22 protein-coding genes are annotated in these 25,192 nt (G+C 52.8%); 5 read left to right on the top strand and 17 right to left on the bottom strand.

The window, feature by feature from the left end; all coding sequences use genetic code 11:
- The 14 genes from AINA4_RS04845 to AINA4_RS04910 form a co-directional block, all read right to left on the bottom strand.
- Positions 1-711, bottom strand: coding sequence for a YggS family pyridoxal phosphate-dependent enzyme (locus tag AINA4_RS04845; protein WP_281786371.1), 711 nt, complete (start codon positions 709-711; stop codon positions 1-3).
- Positions 711-1,895 carry a cell division protein FtsZ gene (gene ftsZ, locus AINA4_RS04850; RefSeq protein ID WP_096380756.1) on the bottom strand — a complete coding sequence of 395 codons (1,185 nt, stop codon included), beginning with the start codon at positions 1,893-1,895 and terminating at the stop codon, positions 711-713. Before ftsZ ends, AINA4_RS04845 begins: the two co-directional genes overlap by 1 nt.
- A 141-nt stretch (positions 1,896-2,036) precedes the next feature.
- Positions 2,037-3,179, bottom strand: coding sequence for an FtsQ-type POTRA domain-containing protein (locus AINA4_RS04855; protein WP_281786372.1), 1,143 nt, complete (start codon positions 3,177-3,179; stop codon positions 2,037-2,039).
- Between the two features lie 3 nt (positions 3,180-3,182).
- Positions 3,183-4,580 carry a UDP-N-acetylmuramate--L-alanine ligase gene (murC, locus tag AINA4_RS04860; protein ID WP_281786373.1) on the bottom strand — a complete coding sequence of 466 codons (1,398 nt, stop codon included), beginning with the start codon at positions 4,578-4,580 and terminating at the stop codon, positions 3,183-3,185.
- Between the two features lie 66 nt (positions 4,581-4,646).
- Entirely contained in the window at positions 4,647-5,729 is a 1,083-nt protein-coding gene (locus tag AINA4_RS04865; RefSeq protein ID WP_281786374.1) for a UDP-N-acetylglucosamine--N-acetylmuramyl-(pentapeptide) pyrophosphoryl-undecaprenol N-acetylglucosamine transferase, read from the bottom strand.
- Entirely contained in the window at positions 5,726-6,982 is a 1,257-nt protein-coding gene (locus AINA4_RS04870) for a putative peptidoglycan glycosyltransferase FtsW (RefSeq protein ID WP_281786375.1), read from the bottom strand. The genes AINA4_RS04865 and AINA4_RS04870 overlap by 4 nt, the downstream gene beginning before the upstream one ends.
- Positions 6,960-8,459 carry a UDP-N-acetylmuramoyl-L-alanine--D-glutamate ligase gene (murD, locus tag AINA4_RS04875; protein ID WP_281786376.1) on the bottom strand — a complete coding sequence of 500 codons (1,500 nt, stop codon included), beginning with the start codon at positions 8,457-8,459 and terminating at the stop codon, positions 6,960-6,962. The genes AINA4_RS04870 and murD overlap by 23 nt, the downstream gene beginning before the upstream one ends.
- Before the next feature lie 11 nt (positions 8,460-8,470).
- Positions 8,471-9,565, bottom strand: coding sequence for a phospho-N-acetylmuramoyl-pentapeptide-transferase (gene mraY / locus AINA4_RS04880; protein WP_281786377.1), 1,095 nt, complete (start codon positions 9,563-9,565; stop codon positions 8,471-8,473).
- Positions 9,562-10,971 carry a UDP-N-acetylmuramoyl-tripeptide--D-alanyl-D-alanine ligase gene (murF, locus tag AINA4_RS04885; RefSeq protein WP_281786378.1) on the bottom strand — a complete coding sequence of 470 codons (1,410 nt, stop codon included), beginning with the start codon at positions 10,969-10,971 and terminating at the stop codon, positions 9,562-9,564. Before murF ends, mraY begins: the two co-directional genes overlap by 4 nt.
- A gap of 16 nt (positions 10,972-10,987) precedes the next feature.
- Positions 10,988-12,754 (bottom strand): penicillin-binding protein 2, encoded by a 1,767-nt coding sequence (locus AINA4_RS04890; RefSeq protein WP_281786379.1) that lies wholly within the window; start codon positions 12,752-12,754, stop codon positions 10,988-10,990.
- A 37-nt stretch (positions 12,755-12,791) separates the two neighbouring features.
- Positions 12,792-13,514: a hypothetical protein gene (locus AINA4_RS04895; protein WP_281786380.1), complete on the bottom strand. Its 723-nt coding sequence runs from the start codon at positions 13,512-13,514 to the stop codon at positions 12,792-12,794.
- Positions 13,511-14,464, bottom strand: coding sequence for a 16S rRNA (cytosine(1402)-N(4))-methyltransferase RsmH (rsmH, locus tag AINA4_RS04900; RefSeq protein WP_281786381.1), 954 nt, complete (start codon positions 14,462-14,464; stop codon positions 13,511-13,513). Before rsmH ends, AINA4_RS04895 begins: the two co-directional genes overlap by 4 nt.
- Before the next feature lie 102 nt (positions 14,465-14,566).
- Entirely contained in the window at positions 14,567-14,998 is a 432-nt protein-coding gene (mraZ, locus tag AINA4_RS04905) for a division/cell wall cluster transcriptional repressor MraZ (RefSeq protein WP_281786382.1), read from the bottom strand.
- Between the two features lie 232 nt (positions 14,999-15,230).
- Entirely contained in the window at positions 15,231-15,596 is a 366-nt protein-coding gene (locus AINA4_RS04910; protein WP_281786383.1) for a DUF3040 domain-containing protein, read from the bottom strand.
- 74 nt (positions 15,597-15,670) lie between these two features.
- Between AINA4_RS04910 and AINA4_RS04915 the strand changes: the two genes are divergently transcribed.
- On the top strand, positions 15,671-16,750 hold the full coding sequence (locus tag AINA4_RS04915) for a polyprenyl synthetase family protein (RefSeq protein WP_281786384.1): 1,080 nt from the start codon (positions 15,671-15,673) through the stop codon (positions 16,748-16,750).
- Between the two features lie 7 nt (positions 16,751-16,757).
- Here the strand turns inward: AINA4_RS04915 and AINA4_RS04920 are convergent, their stop codons facing one another.
- Complete coding sequence (locus AINA4_RS04920; protein ID WP_096380727.1) at positions 16,758-17,105, bottom strand: Rv2175c family DNA-binding protein; 348 nt, start codon at positions 17,103-17,105, stop codon at positions 16,758-16,760.
- 133 nt (positions 17,106-17,238) lie between these two features.
- On the opposite strand from AINA4_RS04920, the gene AINA4_RS04925 reads away from it, so the two are divergent.
- Both AINA4_RS04925 and pknB read left to right on the top strand, forming a co-directional pair.
- The gene (locus AINA4_RS04925) at positions 17,239-17,847 is read left to right on the top strand and encodes a LysM domain-containing protein (RefSeq protein WP_281786385.1); all 609 of its coding nucleotides are present in this window, start codon (positions 17,239-17,241) and stop codon (positions 17,845-17,847) included.
- A gap of 62 nt (positions 17,848-17,909) precedes the next feature.
- The gene (gene pknB, locus AINA4_RS04930) at positions 17,910-19,820 is read left to right on the top strand and encodes a Stk1 family PASTA domain-containing Ser/Thr kinase (RefSeq protein WP_281786386.1); all 1,911 of its coding nucleotides are present in this window, start codon (positions 17,910-17,912) and stop codon (positions 19,818-19,820) included.
- A 9-nt stretch (positions 19,821-19,829) separates the two neighbouring features.
- Here the strand turns inward: pknB and leuS are convergent, their stop codons facing one another.
- Together leuS and pabB are read right to left on the bottom strand one after the other, a co-directional pair.
- On the bottom strand, positions 19,830-22,349 hold the full coding sequence (gene leuS / locus AINA4_RS04935; RefSeq protein ID WP_281786387.1) for a leucine--tRNA ligase: 2,520 nt from the start codon (positions 22,347-22,349) through the stop codon (positions 19,830-19,832).
- A 4-nt stretch (positions 22,350-22,353) separates the two neighbouring features.
- On the bottom strand, positions 22,354-23,709 hold the full coding sequence (gene pabB, locus AINA4_RS04940; RefSeq protein ID WP_281786388.1) for an aminodeoxychorismate synthase component I: 1,356 nt from the start codon (positions 23,707-23,709) through the stop codon (positions 22,354-22,356).
- A gap of 17 nt (positions 23,710-23,726) precedes the next feature.
- Between pabB and AINA4_RS04945 the strand changes: the two genes are divergently transcribed.
- Together AINA4_RS04945 and AINA4_RS04950 are read left to right on the top strand one after the other, a co-directional pair.
- Entirely contained in the window at positions 23,727-24,497 is a 771-nt protein-coding gene (locus tag AINA4_RS04945) for an aminotransferase class IV (protein ID WP_281786389.1), read from the top strand.
- Positions 24,494-25,177, top strand: a complete 684-nt coding sequence (locus AINA4_RS04950; protein ID WP_281786390.1) for a DedA family protein — start codon at positions 24,494-24,496, stop codon at positions 25,175-25,177. Before AINA4_RS04945 ends, AINA4_RS04950 begins: the two co-directional genes overlap by 4 nt.
- The last annotated feature ends 15 nt before the right edge of the window (positions 25,178-25,192 follow it).

Here is a 25,192-nt window from a genome sequence, read left to right on the forward strand (position 1 = left end):
TTAACCGGCAACAGGCCTGTTCCCGGTGATTGCCGAGCCAATTCGAAGGTGTGTCGCACCTTCAGCAATAGCCGCGGCATAGTCATGTGACATGCCCGCTGAGATGAAGCTGGCTTGAGGGATAACCGTCTGGACACGTTCTGAAGCTGCTTTTACGCGAGCAAAAGCCACGCGAGGTTCTTCATCCAGCGGAGCAACTGCCATGACGCCTAATAAGTTCAAACTAGATTGAGCTGCAACCAGTTCAGCAAGTTCAACCACATCTGCGGGTTGAACTCCCCCGCGGCCAGGGTCTTGGGTGAGATTGAGTTGAACGAAACAATCCAATACATCAACCGCGTTGTTCTCGGGAAGTCCCTCAGGAGTCATTGCAGCGTTCGCTAAAGCATTAACCAGGCTTGGGCGATCAACTGAATGGAGAACCTGAGCATATTTACGCACAGCACGTGCTTTGTTGGATTGAAGCTGGCCAATGAAGTGCCAGGTGAGATCCAACTCAGCGAGTTCCGCAGATTTAGCTTCTGCCTCTTGATGCCTGTTTTCTCCGACGTTGCGCACACCTAGGTCATAGAGATCACGAACTAACTGCGCAGGATGAAACTTTGTCACCACAATCGTGGTGATGTCGTCAAGATTGCGCCCCGCTGCGTGTGCAGCATCAGCAATGCCCTCGTTGACGAGCGCTACACGTTCGCCAAGCGTCGTATTCACTACTTCAGGAAGTCGGGGATGTCGAGGTCGTCATCCTCGTCTACGTAGGAAGGAGTGACGCTGACGTGACTGGTTGTCGCAGGAGTGGTCATCACTGCGGCAAGTTCATCATCAGCAAAGACACCTGTTGTTGAGGAAACAATAGGGGTCTCTGCGTAGATGCTTTCACCTGCTGGGAGGACTGATCCAGTGTCCGTCGAGGTGAATGCACGACGAGGCATTGGCTTGTGGGTGGGTTCCCCACCATCAAAACCAGCGGCGATAACCGTGACACGAACTTCGTCACCGAGAGTGTCATCAATGACAGCACCGAAGATGATGTTCGCCTCAGGGTGTACGGCTTCGCCGACCAGTGCAGCAGCATCATTGATCTCGAAGAGACCAAGGTTGGATCCACCCTGAATGGACAGAAGCACACCACGCGCTCCTTCAATGCTGGCCTCAAGCAGGGGTGAGGCTACGGCCAGCTCAGCTGCCTTGATCGCGCGGTCTGCACCGCGTGAGGAGCCGATTCCCATCAGGGCAGATCCAGCGCCCTGCATTACCGACTTCACGTCTGCGAAGTCGAGGTTGATCAGACCTGGGGTGGTGATGAGGTCTGTAATTCCTTGAACACCAGCAAGCAGAACCTGATCTGCTGTGGCAAAAGCTTCCTGAACGGAGATACTACGATCGCTAATTTCGAGGAGGCGATCGTTGGGAACAACGATGAGAGTGTCTACCTCTGCGCGCAATGCAGCAACACCGGTGTCGGCTTGTGCAGCACGGCGCTTTCCTTCGAATCCGAAGGGCTTGGTCACGACACCGATGGTCAGGGCACCGATGGACTTAGCAATCTTGGCGACAACTGGAGCAGCGCCTGTACCAGTTCCACCGCCTTCACCTGCGGTAACGAAAACCATGTCAGCACCAGCAAGCGCTTCCTCGATTTCCTCAGCGTGATCTTCGGCGGCTTTACGGCCAACTTCGGGGTCAGCACCTGCGCCGAGGCCACGGGTCAGTTCTCGGCCGATGTCGAGTTTGACGTCGGCTTCACTGAGGAGAAGTGCTTGAGCATCGGTGTTGACTGCGATGAATTCAACACCCTTGAGGCCAAGCTCAATCATGCGGTTTACTGCGTTGACACCGCCACCACCGACGCCGACCACCTTGATGACGGCGAGGTAATTCTGATTCATTGACACGTTATGGCCTCCGCTAGAACTCTAAAGTTCAAGTCGAACCTTAAAGTTATGCTCAGTATGCATTTCTTGATTTGAGAGTAGGTCGAAGCACTCCGCTCCCTCGTGCGACACGCCTAGAGAGTCTCAGATCAAAGAAAAGTTTTAACGCACAACCGCTGTCTTGGGCGAGGAAACGTCATACTCTCCCACCGTGCCAACTGGATTGAGAGCCAACAGCTGAGAGAGCACACGGTTCTTCATCGCCGCGTTTTCAGGACCACCCCAAAAGACCCGGGCTCCCCCGGTCAAAATGAGTGTGACATCATCCGTGGTGTTGGCAATAACCTCGTCAAGCTGGCCAGCTAATCCTGCTGGCAAAGAATTAATCACATCGATTGCCGCAGCGAAACCCTTAGATCGCACTGAATCACCTTCCACCGTGAACAGTGGCAAGCCAGGAACTCGCTCTGGAGTTTCTTCGATGACAACCCCCGCGGGGTCGACCATGATGAAACCATTAGGCGACGGCAGATACCCAACAGGGGCTCGCTCAACAACTTTCACCACCAGAGTGTGTGGTGGCACTGCAACTGTGGAGTAGCTCTTCACCAATGGTTGAGCCTCGACAGCCTTTCGCACAGCTCCCATATCTACCAGCGGAAGCGGCTTGTTGAGTTCAGGCTGGAGCGAGGCAATGATTTGATCGGCAGGAACCCTGGTTGCCCCCTCAACGACAATATTTTGGAGCGCCAGTATGGGGGTAAACATTCCCACGCCCACAAAAATCAATATTGCGACGAAAGAACCAGCAAGGGATGCCCACACCATCCGTCGACGACGTAGGTGAGCAGTAAAGCGTCGAACCTCGTCACGTTCAAAAGCTTTGCGAGCCTTGACAGCTTCTTTGAGCTTTCGTTTTGCTTCGAGTGCCTCCTGCTGTGAGGCGGTAAGTTTGCGAGCTGCTTTCGTTGGACGTGAGGCAGAGGTACTTGATTGTGCCGTTATGGTTTTCGGCCGTGCCGGTGCACCAACTGGCCTAAGCGTGCCCTGCACGCGACTGCCAGTTGGTGTTGAAACAGCTGGTGCAGAAGTACGAGTGCCGCTGGGTGATTGCGAGACTCGTGAAGATTTTTTTTGTTTCTTAAGCTCAGCCTTTTCCTGCTTGCGTTTAGCGCGAGAAGGTCGCGGCGGAGTACCTTGTTGTGCACGAGTAGGAGGTTGAGGCTTCACTGGCTGCGATGCAGCCTGTGAGGTGGGTTGTGGCCGGGACTGCGGTGTCCCTGGCGGTCCTTGTGGCCGTTTCATGAGCTAGCTCGTAGCTTCGAGTGAAGCCAAAATCTGAGGAATGATGCGATACACATCACCACAGCCCAACGTGATGACGTAGTCACCAGGTCGCGCGATGCGGGCAATGTGATCTGCTGCTTCCTGCCAATCGGAGATAAAAGCAACCTTGCTTTGGTCTGAGAATTTTTCTGAAACGAGAGCTCCCGTTACTCCCGGCACTGGATCTTCACGTGCCCCGTATACGTCAAGGACAACCGTAAGGTCGGCATCTTCTTCAAGTGTCTGAGCAAACTCGCCACAAAAATGTTGGGTACGGCTGTAGAGGTGAGGTTGATGCACCGCAATCACACGACCTTCACCAACAACTGTTCGCGCGGCAGTGAGAACCGCATTCACTTCAGTGTGGTGGTGGGCATAGTCGTCATACACACTCACTCCCCTGCGCACCCCGTGGAGCTCAAAACGACGTTCGGTGCCACCAAATTCAGAAATTCCGGCCAGAGATGACGCGGGGTCAAAGCCCAGACCGACGAGGGTAGCAAAAGCACCTGCCGCATTGATGGCATTGTGGCGACCTGGAACCTTGAGTTGAGTGGTGTATTTGGTTCCCTTGTACTCAACAGTGAACGTCACACCACCAGTGGTGGTATCAATGTGTGCCAGTCGAACATCGGCCGAAGCGGCCTCTCCGAAGGTCATAACTGTAGGACCTGAGATCTTGCTCCCCACGCGAACAGCACCTGGGTCATCGCTCGAAATAACAACCAGCTCTCGCGCAGCAGAGGCGAAATCAACAAACGCTTGATCAAATGCTTCAAGAGATCCGTAATGATCGAGGTGATCCGCATCAACATTGGTGATTAACGCGACAGCAGTGTCATAGAGCAAGAAGGATCCGTCAGATTCGTCTGCCTCAATGACAAAAAGCTCACCCTCGCCATAGGCAGAGCTCAAACCATAAGACTGAACCACTCCGCCATTAACGAAACTGGGGTCTGCGCCTAACTCCCGCAAACCGGTCACAATCATTCCAGTAGACGTGGTTTTTCCGTGGGCGCCGGCAACAGAGACCAATCTGGACCCACGGGTGAGCCATTCCAAAGCCTGTGAGCGGTGCAGAATGGTCAGGCCTCGTTCTTGCGCAAGAACATACTCAGGGTTGTCTTGCCACAGCGCGCCAGTAACAACCAAAGTTTGTGCATCGCCAAGGTTGGATGCATCGTGGCCGATGTGGACCTCAACCCCCAGCTCACGCAGTGCCTGAATATTTGAAGAATCTCTCACATCAGACCCGGTGACCGTAATGCCGTTCGCCAGAAAGAGGCGAGCAATGCCGCTCATTCCCGAGCCACCGATGCCCACCATATGCACGGTCCCCAAATCCTCAGGGGCGACAACAGTGGGGTCAGGCTTAATCACGGGGCACTCTTTCGATCACACACGCGAAAAACGCGCTGACTACCGTTATAACGCAGAAAGCTGGGCCTAAGCCGATGACAGGGCGGCATCGATGAGATTGATCATGCGCGCAGTCCCGTCTCGCATACCCACGCGGGCTGAAGCATCAGCCATCAGCCCTAAACGTGCTTCATCCCGCATCAAGGGCACAAGGTTCTTCGCTATCCACTCTGGAGTGAATTTCTCATCCTCAACGAGAATTCCTCCACCGGCGCGAACGACACCCGCGGCGTTAAACTTCTGCTCCCCATTACCGACCGGATATGGCACATACACCGCTGGTATGCCCAAGGCAGAAAGTTCAGAGACAGTTGCAGAACCGGCCCGAGAAACAACAAGTTGCGCCACGGCTAGGGCAAGATCCATTCGGTCGCAGTAGTCCACAACGACATAACCAGGAATCTGTGGCAGAGCCTCAGGCTTGTTTTGGCCAACAATGTGGAGCACCTGATAGCCCGCATCCATGAGCTGCTGAGCAGAGGCGGCAATGGAAGTGTTGATAGACCTCGCCCCCAGTGAACCACTGGTGACAACCAGCACAGGACGGTGATGCTCCAAGCCAAAAAAAGCGAGTGCTGCCGGCCGCTGAGCTGGAATATCTAACGTCTCAATTTCCTTACGCAAAGGAGTCCCCACCGTCACAGCATGAGGCAGTGGAGTTCCCTCAAAGGTCACGCCTACAAAGCGAGTGGACCTGGCACCCCAACGGTTGGCCAGACCCGGCTTGGCATTTGCTTCATGAATGACGTAGGGGGTGCGAGTCTTCTTCGCTGCAGAATACGCAGGAGCGGCGGCATAGCCTCCCACCCCAATAACAACATCAACCTTGCGGTGGGCGATTAGGTCAACGACTGTGGCTACAGCTTTGGGCCAACCAGCGAGAAATGTCCGAGAACTCGAGAGGAAATGACGAGCACGTGGAAAAGGGATTCGTGGAATCGTAATGAGCTCATACCCTCGAGCCGGAACAAGCTGTGCTTCTAACCCCTCTGCCGTTCCCACACAAATGATGGTGGCTTCTGGATCACGAGCTGTGAGCGCATCGGCAATCGCAAGCATCGGGTTCACATGCCCTGCGGTTCCGCCCCCAGCAAGAAGATATGTGGTCATCGGCGACGCCCCAAAGGCTTTTTGATGGGTTTTTCTTCCTTGGTGAATGACAACACAACACCAATTGCAAGCAACGTCATAACCAATGCAGAACCGCCCGAACTAAGCAAAGGAAGCGGCACTCCCAGAACCGGAAGCAGTCCAACTACAACACCAATGTTGACGAATGCCTGGCCGACAATCCAGATCATAATTCCGCCGGTAGTGATTCGAACAAGCGGGTCTTTCGCACTGCGAATAATGCGCGTGAATGTCACTGCCATCACTACAAACAACACAATGATGAGCAAAGCACCAATAAGTCCCAGTTCTTCACCAATGATGGCAAAAATGTAGTCATTATCAGCTGCGGGAAGCCACGACCATTTTGCTTTGGACTGGCCAAGGCCCACCCCAAAAATCCCACCGTTAGCTAGAGCCCATTTACCGTGTAAAGGCTGCCAGCAGGCATTGGTGTAATCCGTGCAGTTCTCACTCAGGAAGGACATGATTCGGTTCATGCGGTTAGGGCTCGTGACAACGTAAAACGCCACCACAGCAGACACCGCAACTGTTGGGAGGACAATTACCCGATCTGCCACACCTGAGAAGGCAATACACCCCATGATGATGGCGAAGATGATGATTGTTGTTCCCAAGTCACCACCGAGCAAAACAAGGAATGCAACGCCATATACCGGGAAAATCGAAAGGAAGATGCGGAAGCTGTAGGGGCCAACACGGTTGATAATTTCTGGAAGATTAACTCCCAGCCATATCGCAACGGTCAGTTTAATAAGTTCTGAGGGCTGGACCTGAATTCCGAGATCAACCCAGTTTCGGTTTCCACCGGATTCAACACCCAAGGGCGTGAAAACCAGCAACTGCAGAGCACCCGAAGCAATCAATGCAATGAGCGCCCACCTGCGATAGATCTCAAGCGGGAATCGGCTGACAAAAAGCATCAAGGGTATCGCGATGATTGCAGAACCAGCTTGTTTGAAGAAGCTGCCAAAGAACCCACCCTCAGAGAGGAAAGAATCCACCGCTGATGCCGAGAGCACCATGATCAAACCGATGAGGACCGTCAGAAGTGTTACGCCGGCAAGCCAGTAAAAGTTAGGTGACTCAGCTCTGAATTGTTGACCTAAGTTGAACCGAGTTGCCAATAGACCTTTGGCCGCAGGGGCAGATTGCTGCGGGTTCTGCCTGGGTCGAACTGGCGCAGAAGCAGGCCTTCGGCCCTGCGGGTTAGTTCGAGGCGGATTCGCCATCCGCCTCACCTCCCAGGTTTGCTTTCACGGCCTCGGCGAACATTCGTCCCCGTTCGGCATAATCCGTAAATTGGTCCATCGAAGCTGCAGCAGGAGCCAAAAGGACAACATCACCCGATTGTGCAAGTTCTGCGGCTAAGGTCACAGCCGTAACCATGACATCACTAGTGTCCGCTGACTCCACCTCGCGAACGCTCACCCCGGGCGCGTGTCGCTCGAATGCTGAGATAACCTCAGATCGGTCAACCCCAATAACAACCGCACCGCGCAAGCGATCAGCATGTTGAGCCACAAGCTCATCAATATTGACGCCTTTGAGCAATCCACCAACAATCCAGACAATGGAGTTGTTTGCCGCCAGCGATGCCGAAGCCGCGTGAGGATTAGTTGCTTTGGAATCATCAATCCAGGTAATGCCGTCTTGGACGGCAACAACTTCAATCCGGTGAGCATCCAGACGAAAGTTCTTGAGAGCTTCTGAAATAGCCTCAACAGGGACGCCGAAAGACCTTGCTAAGGCACTGGCAGCTAACACGTTGGCCACAATGTGTGGCGAGCCCAAACCACGCTCTTCAAGCTCTGAGACGGTAGTGATTTCTAATGCAGTGTTGTGTCGCTCATCTAAGAATGCTCGGTCACACAAAATTCCATCCACGATGCCAAAATCACTGCGGCCTGGTGCTCCGAGATCGAAACCGATAGCCCGTGCGCCCTCTTGAACATCTGCGTTTTCAACCATGCGCTCGGTCTGACGGTCTGCTTTGTTGTAGACACAGGCAACCTGTGTTCCCTCAAAAATGCGGGCTTTAGCTGCTACATAGGCTTCTAGTGAGCCATGCCAATCTAAATGATCATCAGCGATGTTCAATACTGCAGCGGCATAAGGGTGGACGTTTTGCATCCAGTGAAGTTGATAACTGGAAAGCTCAACAACGAAGACGTCAAAACCTTGTGGGTCTCGGACGGCATCCAGTACCGGAACACCAATATTGCCGCAGGGAGCAACGCGATATCCGGCTGTGGCCAGCATTGCGGCAGTGAGTTGGACGGTCGTCGTTTTTCCGTTGGTTCCCGTAACGGCAATCCATGGTGCGGGAGTGCCAACTTTATCCCTGACGCGCCACGCCAATTCGATATCTCCCCAGATAGGGATATTTCGGGCAGAGGCCCACTGCAAAATTGGGTGGTCTGGATGATACCCAGGTGAGACCACAATGAGCTCAGGGGCAAACTCTCTAAGTTCTTCTGGAACAGTGCCATCAACAGGCTCATGGACAAATGTTCCACCGATTACTTCAAGCATTTTCAGGCGAAGTTCATCAGCCTGCTGTGCAGTAACCAAGACCTGAGCACCCAGTTCAGACAGTGTGTCCGCCACAGAAAAACCGGTCACGCCCAGGCCTAAAACTGTCACGCGTAATCCAGCCCAGTTGGCGTGCCAGCTTGTGAGCTGAGAGAGATCCCGTTGTTCAGACATCACGAAAGGCTTTATTGGGTCAACCACTCGAGGTAGAACATACCAACCCCAGTAATCACAAACAGAGCTGAAATAATCCAGAACCGAACAACGACGGTAACTTCAGGCCAGCCCTTGAGCTCGAAATGATGATGGATGGGCGACATCAAGAAGATGCGCTTTCCTCTGGTGAGCTTGAAGTATCCCCGTTGGACAATCACCGAGCCTGTGTCAATGACAAAAAGACCAGCAAGGATAACCAAGAGGAGTTCGGTTTGGCTGAGGATAGCCAAAGCGGCCAAAGCACCACCCAGTGCCATGGACCCGGTGTCTCCGAGGAAGATTTGTGCGGGAGAGGTGTTCCACCACAAGAATCCAATCAAACCTCCAACAATTGCCGCGGCAACAATGGCCAGGTCGAGAGGATCACGGACGTCATAACACTTATATGCAACCTGAGGGTCAAGTCGCGACGAGAAACATGACTGGTTTTGCTGCCAGAAGTTCATGATCACAAAGGAACCGATAGTGAAGATAGATGCACCGGTAGCTAAGCCGTCCAAACCATCTGTGAGGTTCACAGCATTTGATGTGCTGGTCACGATCAAAATGATCCAGACCAAGAAAGCAAACAAGCCCAGGCCAGCACCCAGCGCAGCAAAATCAAGATTTGTATCACGAATAAACGAGATGCTCATGGATGCTGGGGTAATGCCATTTTCGTCAGGGAAATTAATGGCGAGCAGGGCAAAAATGACGGCAACGATAATTTGGCCCACCACTTTAGGCCAGCCGCTCAAACCAAGTGAGCGACGCTTGTGAGTTTTGATGAAGTCATCGATAAATCCGACAAGTCCCAAACCTGTCATGAGAAACAGAACCAAAATGGCGGGAAGCTCAACACTGTGACCGGTGAGAGGTGTTGCTATGAAGTAGGAAACAAGAACACCAACGATGACGACAATGCCGCCCATCGTGGGGGTACCCTTTTTGGCGTGGTGCGCATCCGGGCCACCATCGCTAATGAACTGGCCCCACCCAATTCTGCGAAACAGTCGAATAAACACCGGCGTCATGAGCAGGGTGAAGATGAGTGAGAGTGCGCCGGCTAGAAGTAGGGTACTCACGCGTAGGCCTCTCCTAGTCGATCTCCTAAGAACCGGAGCTTCGCCGAGTTAGACGATTTCACCAGAACTATGTCTCCTGCGCGAAGCAGGCTCGATAGGTAATCGTAGGCCTCATCAGGGGTTGAGAAGAACTTCGACTCACCATCCCACGAACCCTCGTTGATGGCAGAAATATGAAGTCTGCGAGCACCATCCCCAACAACGACGAGTTGATCAATACCTAAACGAACAATAAGGAGGGCAAGTTTGTCCTGTTCTTCACCAGAAAACTCTCCCAATTCGGCCATTTCACCCAGCACAGCGATGGTGCGGTTGTCGTCCGTTGCGATCTGTCGCAAGGTCTTTATTGCTGCTGCCATCGAATCTGGACTGGCGTTATAGGCATCGTTGATGATGACAACGTCATCATTCCCAAGAATTTGCATTCTCCAACGTTCAGCTTGGGTTACTGACTCGAGACTTGTCGCGATGTACTCCAGGGAGAACCCTAATTCCACACCGACAGCAGCTGCCGCTGCAGCATTCATCACGTGGTGCTCTCCGAGGACAGAAAATGAAACGTGAGAACGTTCTCCCGAACTCAGGCACAGATCGAACTGTGTGCCTTGCATACTCGAAGTCACATTCTCCACCCGAACGGTGGCATGTGCGGCATAACCGAATGTCCGCACTTCTCCTGGAGCGGCTGACGCCATTGACATCACGCGATGGTCATCAGCGTTCAAAATTGCGACGCCCTTGGGCCCGAGCGCTTCCACGATTTCTCGTTTAGCAACAACAGTGGTCTCCACACCGCCGAACTCTCCTGCGTGAGCAAGACCGATCATCAGTACAACGCTGATATCCGGTTGCACCATATCTGTCAGCAGCTTGATGTTGCCTGGACCGCTGGCTCCCATCTCCAGGATGAGGAACTCAGTGTCTTCGCGCACCTGCAACATCGTGATGGGTGCGCCTACTTCGTTATTGAAGGATGCGCGCGGAAAAACGGTCTGACCTTTGCCGCTACACATGGCTGCAACAAGATTCTTCGTGGTGGTTTTTCCGTTAGACCCGGTAATGGCAACAACTTTGAGTTTGCCTAGTGAGCGAACGCGCGCAACTACTTCACGAGCAAGTGCGCCCAGTGCGACAACGGCGTTGCTGACAACAATCTGAGGAATAGAAACATCAACGGTGTGCTCCACGATTGCCAAGCTGGCACCGTTTTCGAGTGCAGCCGCAACGAAGAGGTGTCCGTCTGTCTCTTCCCCGGGCTTAGCAATAAAGATGTCACCAGGAGTTATCAAGCGAGAGTCTGTGTCGGCAACACCACTGATAACGGTGTTTTCAGTAGCGCCAAAGTCTCCCAGGTAGAGCTCACCGTCAATAGCGAGTGCTATGTCAGCAAGGGTGAGTTCAATCATGTTCTTATTCTGGTGCTTAGAACCGCACTGGAAGTGCTGGAGAGGCAGAAGTTGAAGGTTGAATTCGATATTCCTTGATGACCTGAGCCATCACGTCTCGAAATACCGGTGGGGAAGCCATGAATGTGTTTCCGTCTGGGTAGGCAATCACTACGTAGACAACGTATTGCGGATCATCGGCAGGAATTAGACCTGCGTTGGAGACGATATATTTCTCGCCGTACTTTCCACTACCGTCAGACTGCTGTGCCGTACCAGTCTTGAGAGCACTTCGATAGCCGGGAATTTGCACTACAGAAGTGAGTGCGCCTTGGGTAACCACGTTTTCCAGCATGTCAACAGTGGTTCGGGCTGCTTCAGGTGAGACAACCTGGGTTCCCTTTGTTTGCTCAGGCTTAACAACGGTTCCATCTGCTTTGACGCACTCTTCGACAAGTGAAGCAGGTAAATGCACTCCCCCGTTGCCAAGAGTTTGATACGCCCCCGCAACCTGAACTGCGGTGGTAGCCAAACCTTGGCCAAACATGGTGTTGTAGGTGGTTTGGTTGTCCCACTCTTCGTAGGGATGCAAAATACCGCCGGACTCACCAGGAAAGTTCACCGCTGAGGTTTCACCAAAACCAAATGCACGCAGATAGTCGTAACGGGTCTTCGCATCCAGAGCTTGGCCAAGTTGAGTAATACCCGTGTTCGATGATTCTTGAAGAACACCTGTAAGTGTCAACGGCCATGAACCGTGGGGCACAGCATCGTTTACTCTCGCTCCGTTGGGAAAGGTGAGTGCGTAGGGAGCAACAACCTGGGTTGAAGGATCTGCAGCACCTGAATTGATCAATCCAGCAGCGGTGAGTGCCTTAATGGTCGAGCCAGGTTCATAGGGAGAGGTGAAGGCGCGTGAACCTCGAGCACTTTCGTCAGAGCCATTCACGTTGTTGGGATCCACAGTGGGATAGTCCGCTACAGTCAACAGCTTTCCAGTTTTGACCTCTTGGACGATAACGATTCCCCATTGCGCATTGGTTTCCGTCACACGCTTGGCCAACACCTGCTGGGAGTACCACTGCAGGTCTGAGTTAATTGTCAGTTTGAGGCTTCCACCATTTTCAGCCGCCACGTTCGTCACGGTGCTACCGGGAATACGAATTCCATCAGCGCCACGCTGATATACCTCTTTCCCGTTGGTGCCTGCGAGACAGTCGTTCTGTGCAAGCTCGAGTCCGGCTTGTGGCTGGCCGTCTTGGCCGACGTAGCCAAGAAGGTTTCCGCCTACAGCTCCTGCAGGATAGGTACGCCCTGGTGCCTGTTCAAAAAATAGCCATGGGATTTCCAAGGCATAGAGCGCACGGAAAGTATCAACATCAACAGCTTTTTTGATGTACGCAAAATCTGACTTGGGGTTTTGCGCCAATGCATCGGCAATGATTTTGAGAATTTCTTCTGGTTTCTGACCAGTGATGGTTCCAATCTCAATCGCAGCTTGTTGCGGCGTGATGGTGACCTCGGAACGGTCTGTTTGACGGAGGAAATCTTTGGCGTTCTTCGGCGAAACCGTGATGTTGTAACGCAGAACGCTCTCGGCCATCACTGTCCCCTTGGCATCAGTGATTGTTCCGCGTTTAGCCAACACGGTGGAAGGAATAGACCGCTTCCCCACCGACTCTTCGTTATAGGCAGAAGCTCTGATGACTTGAATGTCAACAAGTTTGATGACGAACAAACCCACGAATATCACGACAAAGAGCATGACGAGGAATGCTCTAAATCGGATGGGGTTTCGCTTCACTGATTTTCCTTAGCAGGGGCGTTATCGCGACCTGAAATTAGTGGGTTGCGATGCCTGGCAGTCCGTTTGTCAAAGCTACTGGACCAGCGGGTACAGCTGCCGCAGGCGCGCTGTCAGTCACTGGAGCAACCTTGGCAGCTTCGGCAGCGGCCTTCTTTGCTGCTTCTGCTTTAGCTTCAGATTCTTTCTGAGTAACCAGTGACACTTCCGAGAGCAAGGAGTTGGGAATTGCTCCGGCAGCTGACCCTGCAATCACACCAGCGTTGGCAGCAGCAGGAACAGGTGTTCCAAGAACTGCCCCGTCAGAAATACGAAGATATACGGGAGTGTTATTGATCACCATGCCCAATGCTTCGGCATTGGCTGCAAGATTTTGTGGGGAGGATAGGCGATCTAAATCTTGGTTCATGGTTTGGTAGGTGCGAGAAAGCTCCTTATTGGACTGCTGTAGGGACGCAATCTCATAGGCACCTGCAGAAACAGCCACCGAGAGTAGGAGTTGAGCGACAATAATCCCAAAAACCACTCCCATGCTGACCAGCGCGTAAAAGACTCGTGGTCGAGCTTTGCGCTGAGCCCGTGTTGCCACAACCTGAATCGAGGGACGCCACTGAGCTGCCGAGGAGAGAGTGGAACGTGCTTTGAGTGCCAGGTTGCCCTGGGTTGCCGTTGTTGAGCTCTTGCGAGCCTGGTTTACGCGAGAAGAAACCTGAGGCCGAGTCTGGGGACGGTTCATCCGAGTGGGGTTGACGGTACTCATGCCGCCTCCTTGATTCGTTCAGCTGCACGCAAGCGCACAGGTGTGGCACGAGGATTACGAAGCTTTTCTTCATCACTGGCTAGTTCGGCACCGCGAACAAGTAAACGTAGTTCAGGTTTGTGCTGGTCAAGCTCGACGGGAAGCCCAACAGGCGCCGAGGAGGTAGCAGCAGCCTGGAAAAAACCTTTGACGATACGGTCTTCGAGTGACTGGTAGGACATGACCACGATGCGCCCACCCAGGGCAAGTTTGCTCAGCGCTGCGGGGATAGCTCGTTCTAGGACGGAAAGTTCTTGGTTGACCTCAATGCGCAGCGCCTGGAATACGCGCTTGGCTGGGTGTCCCGCGTGAGAAAGGGCGGCGGGGGTGGCAACAGTAAGAATGTGAACGAGCTGGCCAGATCGCGTGATGGGTTCTACCTCACGCTGCGTAACGATAGCCCTGGCGTAGCGAGCAGACAGTTTCTCATCCCCATATTTGTGGAAGATGGTTCGAAGTTCCTGCTCGCTGTAGGTAGCAATCACCTCAGCTGCCGTCATGCCTTCTGACTGGTTCATTCGCATGTCCAGTGGGGCATCTTGTGAGTAGGCAAAGCCACGTTCGGCGCGATCTAGTTGCAGTGAAGAAACACCGAGGTCGAAGAGAATTCCGTCGACAGACTTGATGCCCAATTCATCTAACGCCTCTGCGATGCCGTCATAGACCGTGTGAACGAGGTGAACCCGGTCTCCAAAACGTGATAAACGCTCTCCGGCAATTGCTAACGCATCAGTGTCACGGTCAAGACCAACGAGGGTGAGTTGAGGAAAACGGGTAAGGAAAGCTTCTGAGTGCCCGCCCATTCCCAATGTGGCATCAACAAGAACTGCACCTGGCTTTTCTAAAGCCGGTGCTAGTAGTTCAACGCAACGCTCGAGAAGAACGGGGGTGTGAATCTGGTTGAGTTCCATAACAGTTGAGGCCCGAGCCTTAGATTCTGGTTCCCCTCCAGATCAACCTGCTTCCGGGGAAGTGGATTCAGGGTGATGCGGCTGGGAGCCGGAATCTAAGGATTAGAACAGACCAGGGATCACCTCCTCCGTGGTGTTGGAGAAGGCTTCTTCGTGTGAAGCGAGGTAGGTGTTCCACGCGTTGGTGTCCCAGATTTCTACACGGTTTCCGGCACCAATGACGGTCAGATCGCGATCTAGACCTGCGTATTGGCGCAGATTGGCTGGAAGCGTAATGCGGTTTTGGCTATCTGGGGTTTCCGCGCTTGCTCCAGAGAGGAAAACACGGAGGAAGTCTCGAGCTGACTTGCTGGTAACGGGAGCTTGACGAATCTTGTCGTGGAGGTCATTGAACTCAGCAGCGCTGAAAACGTATAAACAGTTTTCTTGACCGCGGGTGACAACAATTCCTTCGGCCAATTCGTTGCGGAATTTAGCGGGAAGGATGACGCGCCCTTTGTCGTCGAGTTTGGGTGAGTGGGTTCCAAGGAACATCTGCGTCACCCCCTTTCACAACCGGCCTTGTGGTGATTTCTCCACTTTACTCCACTTTCAACCACATGTGTTAAAAAATTGCACAAAAGTGTGGTCGGCGTGTCGATACTTCCGCTAATTTACAGGGTTTAAGTAAGTGGAGGGAAATGGAGCAATGAGGATTAATTGAGAGCAGCGAAGAGAAACAAAAAAGCCGCCATTTTTGGCGGCTTAGTGTGAAGGTGTTTGGGTACTACAGGCGACCGTTATCGCGCTCGTCCCAGCGCTGCTCCATGCGCTTGATGAAAGATGATCCGGAAGTCTTTTGAGGACGGGTACTCGTTGCCGTTGCCTGAGCGGGTGCTCCAGGCCGAGAAGCGACAAGAACGCCGACAAACATTGCAGCAAAGCCTGCAATTCCGATCAAGACGTTTTGCAGCATGACACCTGCAATCAATCCGCCCAAACCGGCGAGCGCAATAATCACTCCGAGGATGATGGCGCGGTAGTTAGGCCGCGGCATTCCAACAAATGAGGTGGACGTAACGTCTGCATCATGGCCATAAAGGTTGCGTTCCATTTCATCAAGTAGGCGCTGCTCATGCTCAGATAAGGGCATTATGACCTCCTCAAGTTGTGAAATGGTAGTGCGGACTTCAAGTGTACCCCCGCTCGCCTAGATAGGCTAGGCGCATGCGTGACCAGAACACTTGGGTTGAGCGAGTAAATGCTCGTATCGAGCACTTCATCACAGACCGTGAATCTATTGTGCTTGAGGTCTCCCCTGATTTGAAACCATTTATTGAGTTTTCACGGCTGTTTCTCAGCGGCGGGAAACGCTTCCGCGCGCGCTGTGCTCTTTTGGGTTACGGCACACAACATGACGAGACCCCTGAAAACGTGATTGATGTAGCTAGCGCACTGGAAATCTTCCACGCTGCAGCCCTGGTACATGACGACATCATGGATAAGTCTGATACGCGTCGCGGAGCTCCTTCTGCTCATCGTCGTTTTGAGTCCTTGCACCAGCAATCAGGTTGGGCAGGTACTGGGGATGACTTTGGAACATCCTCAGCCCTGCTGCTCGGTGATCTGTTGTTGGCATTTAGCGATGAGCTTTTTTCGCAAGGTTTATCTGCTTCCACCAACATTTCTGCCGCGCAGGCCTCTCGGCGCGAATTTGACCGAATGAGAATTGATGTCACGGCTGGGCAATATCTTGACATTGTCGAGGAGCGAGCCTGGCCTGTAGTGGACAAGCTTGATGCCCTGACTCGAGCTCAGCGGGTAGTGATCTATAAGTCAGCGAAGTATTCCATTGAAGCTCCCCTCGTGATAGGCGCAGCTTTGGGTGGCGCCAGTGCGAATCAGTTAACATCCCTGCGTGAAATTGGCCTACCCCTGGGTATCGCATTCCAGTTGCGTGATGATCTTCTTGGTGTTTTTGGTGACCCTGAAGTAACAGGGAAGCCCGCTGGGGATGACTTACGCGAAGGTAAACGAACAGTACTTATCGCCTTAGCGCAACAGGAACTTCCCGCTACCGCTATCCGACTGATGGATGAACTTCTCGGCGATGAGTCCCTAGATGACAACCAGATTGCTACGCTGCAAGCAACCCTCACCAACACCGGTGCAGTAGACAAACTTGAGGCCATCATTGACGAACAAGTTGCACTTGCCCGCTCCGTTATTGCTCAAGCAGGCTTCAACCCGGATGCAACTACAGGGTTACTCAATCTTGCCGAGTTAGTTTCTCAGCGCTCTGCCTAGGGTTTCCTTAGAGAAGTGCTTGAGCAACTCGACGCACTTCAGCCTTACGTCCAGCCTTGAGTGCTTGTACTGGTGAAGTTCCCAGAGATTCTTCATCTGTGATTAGCCACGTGACAAGTTCGTCACCGTCGAAGCCGCAATCACGCAATAAAACGATTGTTCCTTGCAGCGGATGAAGCGGCTCGCCTTCGTGAATGAAGTCGGCAGGAACTTTAAGAACTCCATCAACTCGCGTTGCAGCCAGGACATTGTCTTCGAGCATCCGGCGCACATTGCTTTGGGTGACACCTAGCAGTTCAACGAGATCTGGAACGGTGAGCCATTGAGTTTCGGGGTGTTCTTGAGCTTTAACCACAACACAAGAGTGCCACAGGTCAAGCAGGAGAACGAACTGAGGCCTTTTTGCGACACGCCGAATTCACTCAAGGTTAACCTTCAAGTTAAGGTGAAGACTTAGCCAATCTTTTAATGGGGAGAGGAGCGTGCAAATGGCCGAACATACCTACCGTTCAAACCATGAAACGCTCTCCTCCTCAACCCCTCGTAAGGGTAAAAAATTCAGGAAAATAGCTGCTATTCCCGTTGCCATCGCCACCGCGACAAGCATGCTTTTCACTGTGCAATCTGCCCAAGCAGATCAGCTTCCCAAAATTGAGAAGCTCCCCAAAGCCAAATCAGACCTCCCCCACGCGCACAGAGCTACCCATGTCACTCCCGCTGCTTTGCGCTCAGATAAGTACACCGTTGCTGAAGGTGACACTGTTCGAAGTATTGCTCAGGCACATGCCATCTCCTCGGCAGAATTGCTCGCTGCAAACGGCCTGAGCTGGAAAACGATGATTTTTGCCGGCCAACAACTGAACATTCCAGCCTCTTCTAGCGGAACAGAAACGGCAGAAGTTGGCGAAAGCCTCATTCGCCACTCGGTCGTATCAGGGGAAACCCTGGAAGCAATCGCACGTAACTACAACGTTCAACCTCGAGCAATCATGACCGCGAACGGCCTTGACCGCTCGAGTCGGCTGGTTGTTGGTCAACGTCTCGTCATTCCTGATGCGCAACTCATGAGCAGCCTCCCTGCTGCAGCAAGCGCATAAATCCCCGCCACACTCCGGTGTTTCACAGCGTTTTACCACTGCTGGCTACATAGACTTTCGTTGTGACTACTGCCTCCGAAGACCCCATGATTGGTCGTCTCATCGACGGCAGGTATCAAGTCAAGTCACGAATTGCACGTGGAGGCATGGCCACGGTTTATCTGGCCACAGATCTGCGCCTGGAACGTCGCGTTGCCGTCAAGATTATGCACGGCCATCTCGCAGATGACAGCGCGTTCAAAGCTCGCTTCGTTCAAGAAGCCCGATCTGCAGCCCGTCTGGCTCACCCCAATGTTGTTAATGTTTTCGACCAGGGACAAGATTCTGAGATGGCCTATCTGGTCATGGAATACCTGCCCGGAATAACTCTGCGTGATTTGCTCAAGGATTACGGCAAGCTCACTCCCGAACAAACCGTTGACATTATGGATGCAGTCCTGCGGGGGCTCGCTGCAGCTCACGAATCAGGCATAGTTCACCGTGACCTTAAACCTGAGAACGTTCTATTGGCAGATGATGGCCGCATCAAACTTGGTGATTTTGGTTTAGCTCGCGCAACAACAGCAAATACTGCATCCGGACAGGCTCTACTAGGAACTATCGCGTACCTCTCCCCCGAACTTCTGACTCGCGGGGTGGCTGATGCACGAAGTGACATCTATGCCATCGGCATCATGATGTACGAGATGCTCACCGGAGAACAACCTTTCAAGGGCGAGCAACCCATGGCTGTGGCATACCAGCATGCCAATGACAAGGTGCCTGCACCCTCTTCTGCCAACCCCGCAATCCCTGTCGAACTTGATGAGATTGTTGCGTGGGCAACAACACGATCACCTGAGGGGCGTCCAGAGAATGCGGGAGTTCTTCTCGACAAACTACTCCAAGCTGAAAAGGTCATCCGGACAGGTTCCTCCTATCAAGACCTCTCAACGCAGCAAACCATGGTCATGCCAGCCGGAATCTTGGCCAACGCTGACGACGAGACAAAGGTATTCTCCACAGGCGCTCTTGCCGGCTTGAACCGCAAAGCAGCCACCGATGATCCCGTGGGGTCCCTCAAAGAGGTTTCGGATTCACGCCGGGTCCGTGGCTTTTGGATTTTCGGCATCACGATTGTCTTAGCTGTGCTGGGTGCAACTGCCGGCTGGTTCTTCAGCGTCGGACCTGGCTCACTCGCTACAGTTCCTGCAGTTTCAGGTATGGCTCCGGCAGATGCGCGAAAGATTGTGGAAGAGGCTGGATTCACCACTGCGCTGGTGGAAGCTAACGACTCCACAGTTCCTGCGGGCAAAGTTATTGGAACTGATCCGCCAGAAAATTCTTCTGTAACCAAGGGCTCTGAAATCAAGGTCATTGTTTCCTTAGGACCCAAGATCATTGACACCCCAGCTTTTGCAGGGTTGACAGAAGCAGATGCCACGAAACAGGCTAAAGAATTGGGATTGAAACCCAAGACTGTCTCCAAGCAGTTCTCGGCCGATGTTGCTGCCGGAAGCGTCATTGCCGCTCTGGATGCTGCTGGTGCCCCACTTCCTGCCAAATACCCAGCCGGCTCGGAAGTTCAGTTTGTTGTCTCTTTGGGCGCTATCCCCCAGGTAGCGGGTTTGAGCGTGACTGACGCTACAAAAAAACTGTCTGATGTTGGTCTTGTTGTAGGGGCAAGTTCAGAAGAATTCAGTGACAGCGTCCCCGCAGGTACCGTCATCTCGCTATCTGTTCCTGAGGGCGCAGTCACCACGGGAACGAACGTCACTCTGGTTGTCTCCAAGGGACCTGACCTTGTTCAAGTTCCGAATGTTTCTGCCGGAAGCATGGACTTCAATGAAGCGATTTCCAAGCTTCAAGCTGCAGGATTCACCTATTCCACAGACGTGGATCCCGCTCTGTTCTCAAAGCGCACGGTTAAGACACAAACACCTGCAGCAGGAACCATGGCTAAGCGTGGTTCGAACGTGTTTATCTCGTTCTAAGCATCCACACTAAGCAGAGGGCTTTGTAGCAATACTGACAATCTTGGGCGCTCGAACAATCACGTTCACAATCTCGCGGCCCTCAAGAGCCCTGACTACTCCAGCAAGTTCACGCGCCTGAGATTCCAGATCAGTCTCAGAAATATCTGGAGAAACCTCAAGACGGTCACGAACCTTGCCATCAACCTGCACGACACAGGTCACAGAATCCTCTACCAATAGTGCGGGATCTGCTTCTGGCCATACAGCGTGGGCAACAGTAGGCTGGTGCCCTAATGCAGCCCACATATCCTCGGCGGTATAGGGCGCATAGAGATCAAGCATCATGGCAATGGTCTCTGCGGATTCACGAACAGCCGGATCAGCGGCTCCCACACCTGAGTCAATAGCCTTACGAGTTACATTGACGTGTTCCATCAGCCGCGCAACCAGCACATTGAACTTAAAGCTTTCAACAAGACCTGGAGCTTCTGAAAGCAGGTGGTGCGTCGCCTTTCGCAAATCAACATCACCGGTGGAAAAATCAACACCCGGGGCACTGGCAACGTCTTGAGCAATGCGCCATGCGCGAGCTAAGAAGCGGTTAGAAGCAGCGGGTGAGACATCTGCCCAGTCGATGTCGTCCTCAGGGGGACCAGCAAACGCCATGGTCAAACGAACGGCGTCAACGCCATGTTCCTCAAGCTGCTCGGAGAGCTTGACAATATTGCCCTTGGATTTACTCATTGCTGAGCCTTCCATCAACACCATGCCCTGGTTGAGGAGGTTAGTGAAGGGCTCTTCAAAGTCGATATAACCAAGGTCAAAAAGAACCTTGGTGATGAAACGCGCATAGAGCAAATGCAAGATGGCGTGGGTCACACCGCCCACATATTGGTCGACTGGAGCCCACTTCTTTGCCAGCTCTGGATCAAAGGCCTGAGTGTCATCATGGGGCGAAAGGAAGCGTAAGAAATACCACGAGCTATCGACAAAGGTGTCCATAGTGTCAGGGTCACGGCGTGCAGGTGAACCATCTAGTGGGCTGGGGACGTTCACCCAGTCTTCAGCAGCACCTAGAGGCGAGGAGCCCTTGGGCTGTAAGTTCAAGCCTTCCGTGGGGGGAAGAACAACAGGTAGCTGGTCTTCTGGAACAGGAATCTCGGTGCCATCTTCAGCGTGAATAATCGGGATTGGGGTTCCCCAGTAACGCTGTCGAGAAATCAGCCAGTCACGCAGACGGAAGTTCTTAGCAGCCTTACCAGTACCCCGCTCGGCGAGGATTTCAATTGCTTTCGCTATTGCTTCTTTTTTGGTCAAGCCGTTCAGTTCAGCAGAGTTGATGAGTTTGCCCTCACCACTGGTTGCAATCCCGGTCACAGCTGGGTTGTTCTCAATGATGTTGCCATCTTCATCAGTTCCTGCAGGAACATCCACGACAATCTTGATGGGCAGGTCATATGCTCGGGCAAAGTCCAAGTCGCGCTGGTCATGCGCAGGAACGGCCATTACGGCGCCATGTCCGTAGTCCGCGAGCACGTAATCTGCGGCCCAAATGGGCAAACGCTCCCCGTTGACAGGGTTGATGGCATATCGTCCTAAGAAAACGCCGGTCTTGGGTCGGTCGGTTGCCTGGCGTTCAATTTCTGTCGCCTTTTGAACTTCGGTGAGGTATTCCTCGAAGGCAGCTTGAATCTCAGGCGTAGCACCAGCTGCGAGCTCAGAAGCCAGATCCGCATCAGGAGCTACAACCATGAAGGTTGCACCGTGGAGGGTATCAGGACGCGTCGTGAAAACAGTTACAGGAGTATCGCGGCCCTCGATGATGAAGTCAACGTCAGCTCCAACAGAGCGACCAATCCAGTTGCGCTGCATGGTGAGGACTTTGGCAGGCCACTGACCTTCAAGAGTGTCGAGGTCATCAAGCAAGCGATCTGCGTAGTCGGTGATACGGAAGTACCATTGAGTGAGTTTCTTCTTGACCACAATCGCGCCAGAACGCTCAGAGGTACCATCAGGAAGAACCTGCTCATTTGCCAAAACGGTCTGGTCTACAGGGTCCCAGTTAACCCAGCTGTCTTTGCGGTATGCCAGACCCTTTTTGTACATTTGCAGAAACAACCACTGGTTCCATTTGTAGTACTCAGGATCTGACGTGTGAATAACACGAGACCAGTCAAAACTCGTTGCGTAGCGACGCATCGAACGCTTTTGCTGGTCGATGTTGTCGTACGTCCAGGTCACAGGGTTGAGACCGCGTTTGATGGCAGCGTTCTCGGCAGGAAGGCCGAACGAGTCCCATCCGATGGGGTGCAGAACATTGTGGTCACGGTGACGCCAGTAACGGGCTATCACGTCACCGAGGGCATATGCCTCTGCGTGCCCCATGTGTAGGTCACCCGAAGGGTAAGGGAACATGTCTAAGACATATTTGCGTGGGCGTTCATCTGTGGGGTCGTCAGAGCGAAAAGGCTCAATCTTGTCCCAGATAGGAAGCCATTTTTCTTGTATTTCCGCGAAGTTATAGGTCGCGCCCTCGTTCTCAGACATCCTTCTAAGAATACCGGTTTGAATCGACCCCTAATGCCTTCAACAGCGGAGCTATCTTGATTCTGGTCTCTTCCAACTCTGCGTCAGGAATCGATCCACTAGTAATTCCCCCACCTGTGCCAATCATTGCGCCCTGGTCCGTCAGCACAATGCTGCGAATGACCATGGCAAAGTTGGCAGCTCCATCAATTCCAAGGAAACCAAAAGCACCTGAATAAATTCCTCGAGGACCCTGCTCCAAGTTATGAAGCAGAGTCATTGCACTAATTTTCGGGGCGCCAGTCATGGATCCCGCAGGAAATGACGCCTCCAGAGCATCAATAGCGGTCATTCCGGGCGCCAACTTCGCAGTGACTGTGGAGACAAGCTGGTGCACATTTTCATAGCTCTCCACGGTCAAAAGCTCCTCAACTGTGACTGTCCCCAGCTGGGCAACTTTGCCAATGTCGTTACGCATCAAGTCGACAATCATCAGATTTTCAGCGCGTTCTTTCTCACTGGAAACGAGTTCTTCCGCGAGCGCGGCGTCTTCCCCTGTGGTTAGCCCTCTCTTTCGCGTTCCTTTGATGGGCTTTGTCGTGATCTTTCCTGCAGTATCAACGGTGAGGAAGACCTCGGGACTACTCGAAAGTAGTGCAACATCTTCAAAGACGAGAATTCCCCCATGGTGGCTGGGGTTTTCTTGTCGAAGAGAAAGATAGACCTGCGTGGGGTTAAAGGTTCCAGAAACCATGGCCTGGTTGGTCAGGCATAACTGGTATGCATCTCCAGCAGTAATGGCGTCCAAACATTCTTGGACCATCTGCTTATAGCGCTCGGGTTGATGGCGCCACTCAACACGGTCAATAAAGCTTGTGTGATCGACTATGTGACTGTTCGGTTGAGAAAACAGCTCTTGAATTTCAGCACACTTCAGTTGGGCCTGGTCATCGCTCCCAAGGTAAAGAAGATCAACTGCATGACGGGAATGATCAAATTCAAGAGCCCAGTCAACGTAAACAAAATAAGCGTCGGGGGTCAGAGAATCCGCTGTAGGGACACCTGCTGTATGGGAAGCAAGCTCATAACCTAACCAACCAACCCAGCCCAGGGCGAAACCGTTATCTGCGGCGACAGAAGTATCCACTGCGAAATCGTGTTCAATCTCGGTTCTGAGTCGTTCAAAAATGGTGACATCACCCTCGGCAACGTTTTCCATCAGAACTTTTGAGGTGGGCAGAGAAATGTAGGACAGACCAGTTGTTGCTTCAGGCCCTGCATCAAGCCAAATTGACCGAGGTTCGTCAGAAGCAAGCGCGCGATACGCCACAGCAGGATCAACCCACTTCTGAAGTGGCACTCGCCGTAAACGTTCGGTCACCGTACTAGCCTAGGGCTGTGGATGTCTTACGTTTGCGCTGGAATGGCACAGAACTCGTGGATATCACTGGGGCGCCTGAAATACCCCTGTACGTCGCAGATTCTTTTCTTCTCAATGACGGGAAGGTTGTTGGTTTTCAGCGTCATCTTGAACGCTTCACCACCTCCGCACATCGGCAAGGTTTAGTCCGTTCGGTGGATGCTTTCCTGGAAACGGTCACATCAGCCCTTCCCCGGGAGGGTGCCTGGTTCCCACGCATAGATCTCACCGAGCGCGGAGAGCTCGAGGTGTGGATTCGGCCAGCTCCACCGCTCAAAGACACAATTGTGCTCTCAACCTCAGTAACGGATCCCCGGAAAGAACCAGCCATCAAAGGCCCTGACATTCCAGCCTTGAACGAGATTCGTGCTCACGCACAAAAACAAGGTGCAGAAGATGCGGTCATCCTGGATTCCCTAGGACGAATCGTAGATGGTTCAACCACGTGCTTAGTGTGGGTTGAGGGCGAAACCGTACTCATGCCTCCGCTGGAAGCGTTACGCGTCGACAGCGTAACAGTTAGCGTTCTGAGAGACATTCTTCGCGGCCAGGGCATCGAGGTCGAGGAGCGATGGGCTACACCTGCCGATATTGAAGGTTGCGAGTTGTATGCACTTAACGCACTTCACGGCATACGTTCAGCACTTTCTTGGGTTAATGGTCCAACATTAAGAGTGAATCATGAGCGCCTGAACGTGTGGCGCAATTTTTATGCTGGCCAAACTGAAAAACTTCCGGTGACCTCATGAATGACATCATCAACTACCTGCTCGCTTTAGTTGCGTCCATTGATCCAGTAACCAGAACTCTTTTAGCCTCGTTCCTCATCATGTTGGAAACTTCCTTCTTGGTGGGGCTCGTTATTCCAGGCGACACAGTTGTCATTATTTCTTCAACAGCAATTAGCAACTTCCCGGAATACATTTTCATGGTCGTGATGGTGATCATTGGATCGCTCACCGGAGAAACCATTGGTTTTTTTGTTGGAAAGTATTTTGGCCCACACATCCGCCGCAGCTGGTTGGGTAAAAAGATCGGTCATCACCGCTGGGAACAAGCGGAAAACTACATTGACCGCCGCGGTGGGATTGCTGTGTTTGTCAGCAGGTTTTTGCCCATTTTGCATTCGATGGTGCCGTTGACTGTCGGCATGACTCGGATGACCTACAAGAAATTCATCGCATGGACGAGTGCCTCCTGCACAATTTGGGCTGTGGTCTATGTAACTCTGGCTGCAGTGCTCAAGGATCAATATGAAGCCTTTGCCGCGAAGTATGACTGGGCCGGCTTCTTATTCCTAGGCATTGTCGTCGTTATCATCATTGGGTTTGCCCTGATCAAAAAACGTATCGAAAAGAGCCAAGAGCGCTACATGGATGAGCCAGGAGATAGTGACCCCCGTACGGTCGAGAATCCTCTCGGTTCCTAATTCGTGGCAAACTGA

The organism is Aurantimicrobium sp. INA4 (assembly GCF_027924525.1).
Lineage (GTDB): Bacteria > Actinomycetota > Actinomycetes > Actinomycetales > Microbacteriaceae > Aurantimicrobium.

Excerpts from the sequence above, each read along its gene's own strand:
- AINA4_RS04855 (WP_281786372.1), bottom strand. The coding sequence starts at position 3,179 with ATGAAACGGCCACAAGGACCGCCAGGGACACCGCAGTCCCGGCCACAA.
- AINA4_RS04865 (WP_281786374.1), bottom strand. The coding sequence starts at position 5,729 with ATGACCACATATCTTCTTGCTGGGGGCGGAACCGCAGGGCATGTGAAC.
- AINA4_RS04870 (WP_281786375.1), bottom strand. The coding sequence starts at position 6,982 with ATGGCGAATCCGCCTCGAACTAACCCGCAGGGCCGAAGGCCTGCTTCT.
- murD (WP_281786376.1), bottom strand. The coding sequence starts at position 8,459 with ATGTCTGAACAACGGGATCTCTCTCAGCTCACAAGCTGGCACGCCAAC.
- murF (WP_281786378.1), bottom strand. The coding sequence starts at position 10,971 with ATGATTGAACTCACCCTTGCTGACATAGCACTCGCTATTGACGGTGAG.
- AINA4_RS04895 (WP_281786380.1), bottom strand. The coding sequence starts at position 13,514 with ATGAGTACCGTCAACCCCACTCGGATGAACCGTCCCCAGACTCGGCCT.
- rsmH (WP_281786381.1), bottom strand. The coding sequence starts at position 14,464 with ATGGAACTCAACCAGATTCACACCCCCGTTCTTCTCGAGCGTTGCGTT.
- mraZ (WP_281786382.1), bottom strand. The coding sequence starts at position 14,998 with ATGTTCCTTGGAACCCACTCACCCAAACTCGACGACAAAGGGCGCGTC.
- AINA4_RS04910 (WP_281786383.1), bottom strand. The coding sequence starts at position 15,596 with ATGCCCTTATCTGAGCATGAGCAGCGCCTACTTGATGAAATGGAACGC.
- AINA4_RS04915 (WP_281786384.1), top strand. The coding sequence starts at position 15,671 with ATGCGTGACCAGAACACTTGGGTTGAGCGAGTAAATGCTCGTATCGAG.
- AINA4_RS04925 (WP_281786385.1), top strand. The coding sequence starts at position 17,239 with ATGGCCGAACATACCTACCGTTCAAACCATGAAACGCTCTCCTCCTCA.
- leuS (WP_281786387.1), bottom strand. The coding sequence starts at position 22,349 with ATGTCTGAGAACGAGGGCGCGACCTATAACTTCGCGGAAATACAAGAA.
- AINA4_RS04950 (WP_281786390.1), top strand. The coding sequence starts at position 24,494 with ATGAATGACATCATCAACTACCTGCTCGCTTTAGTTGCGTCCATTGAT.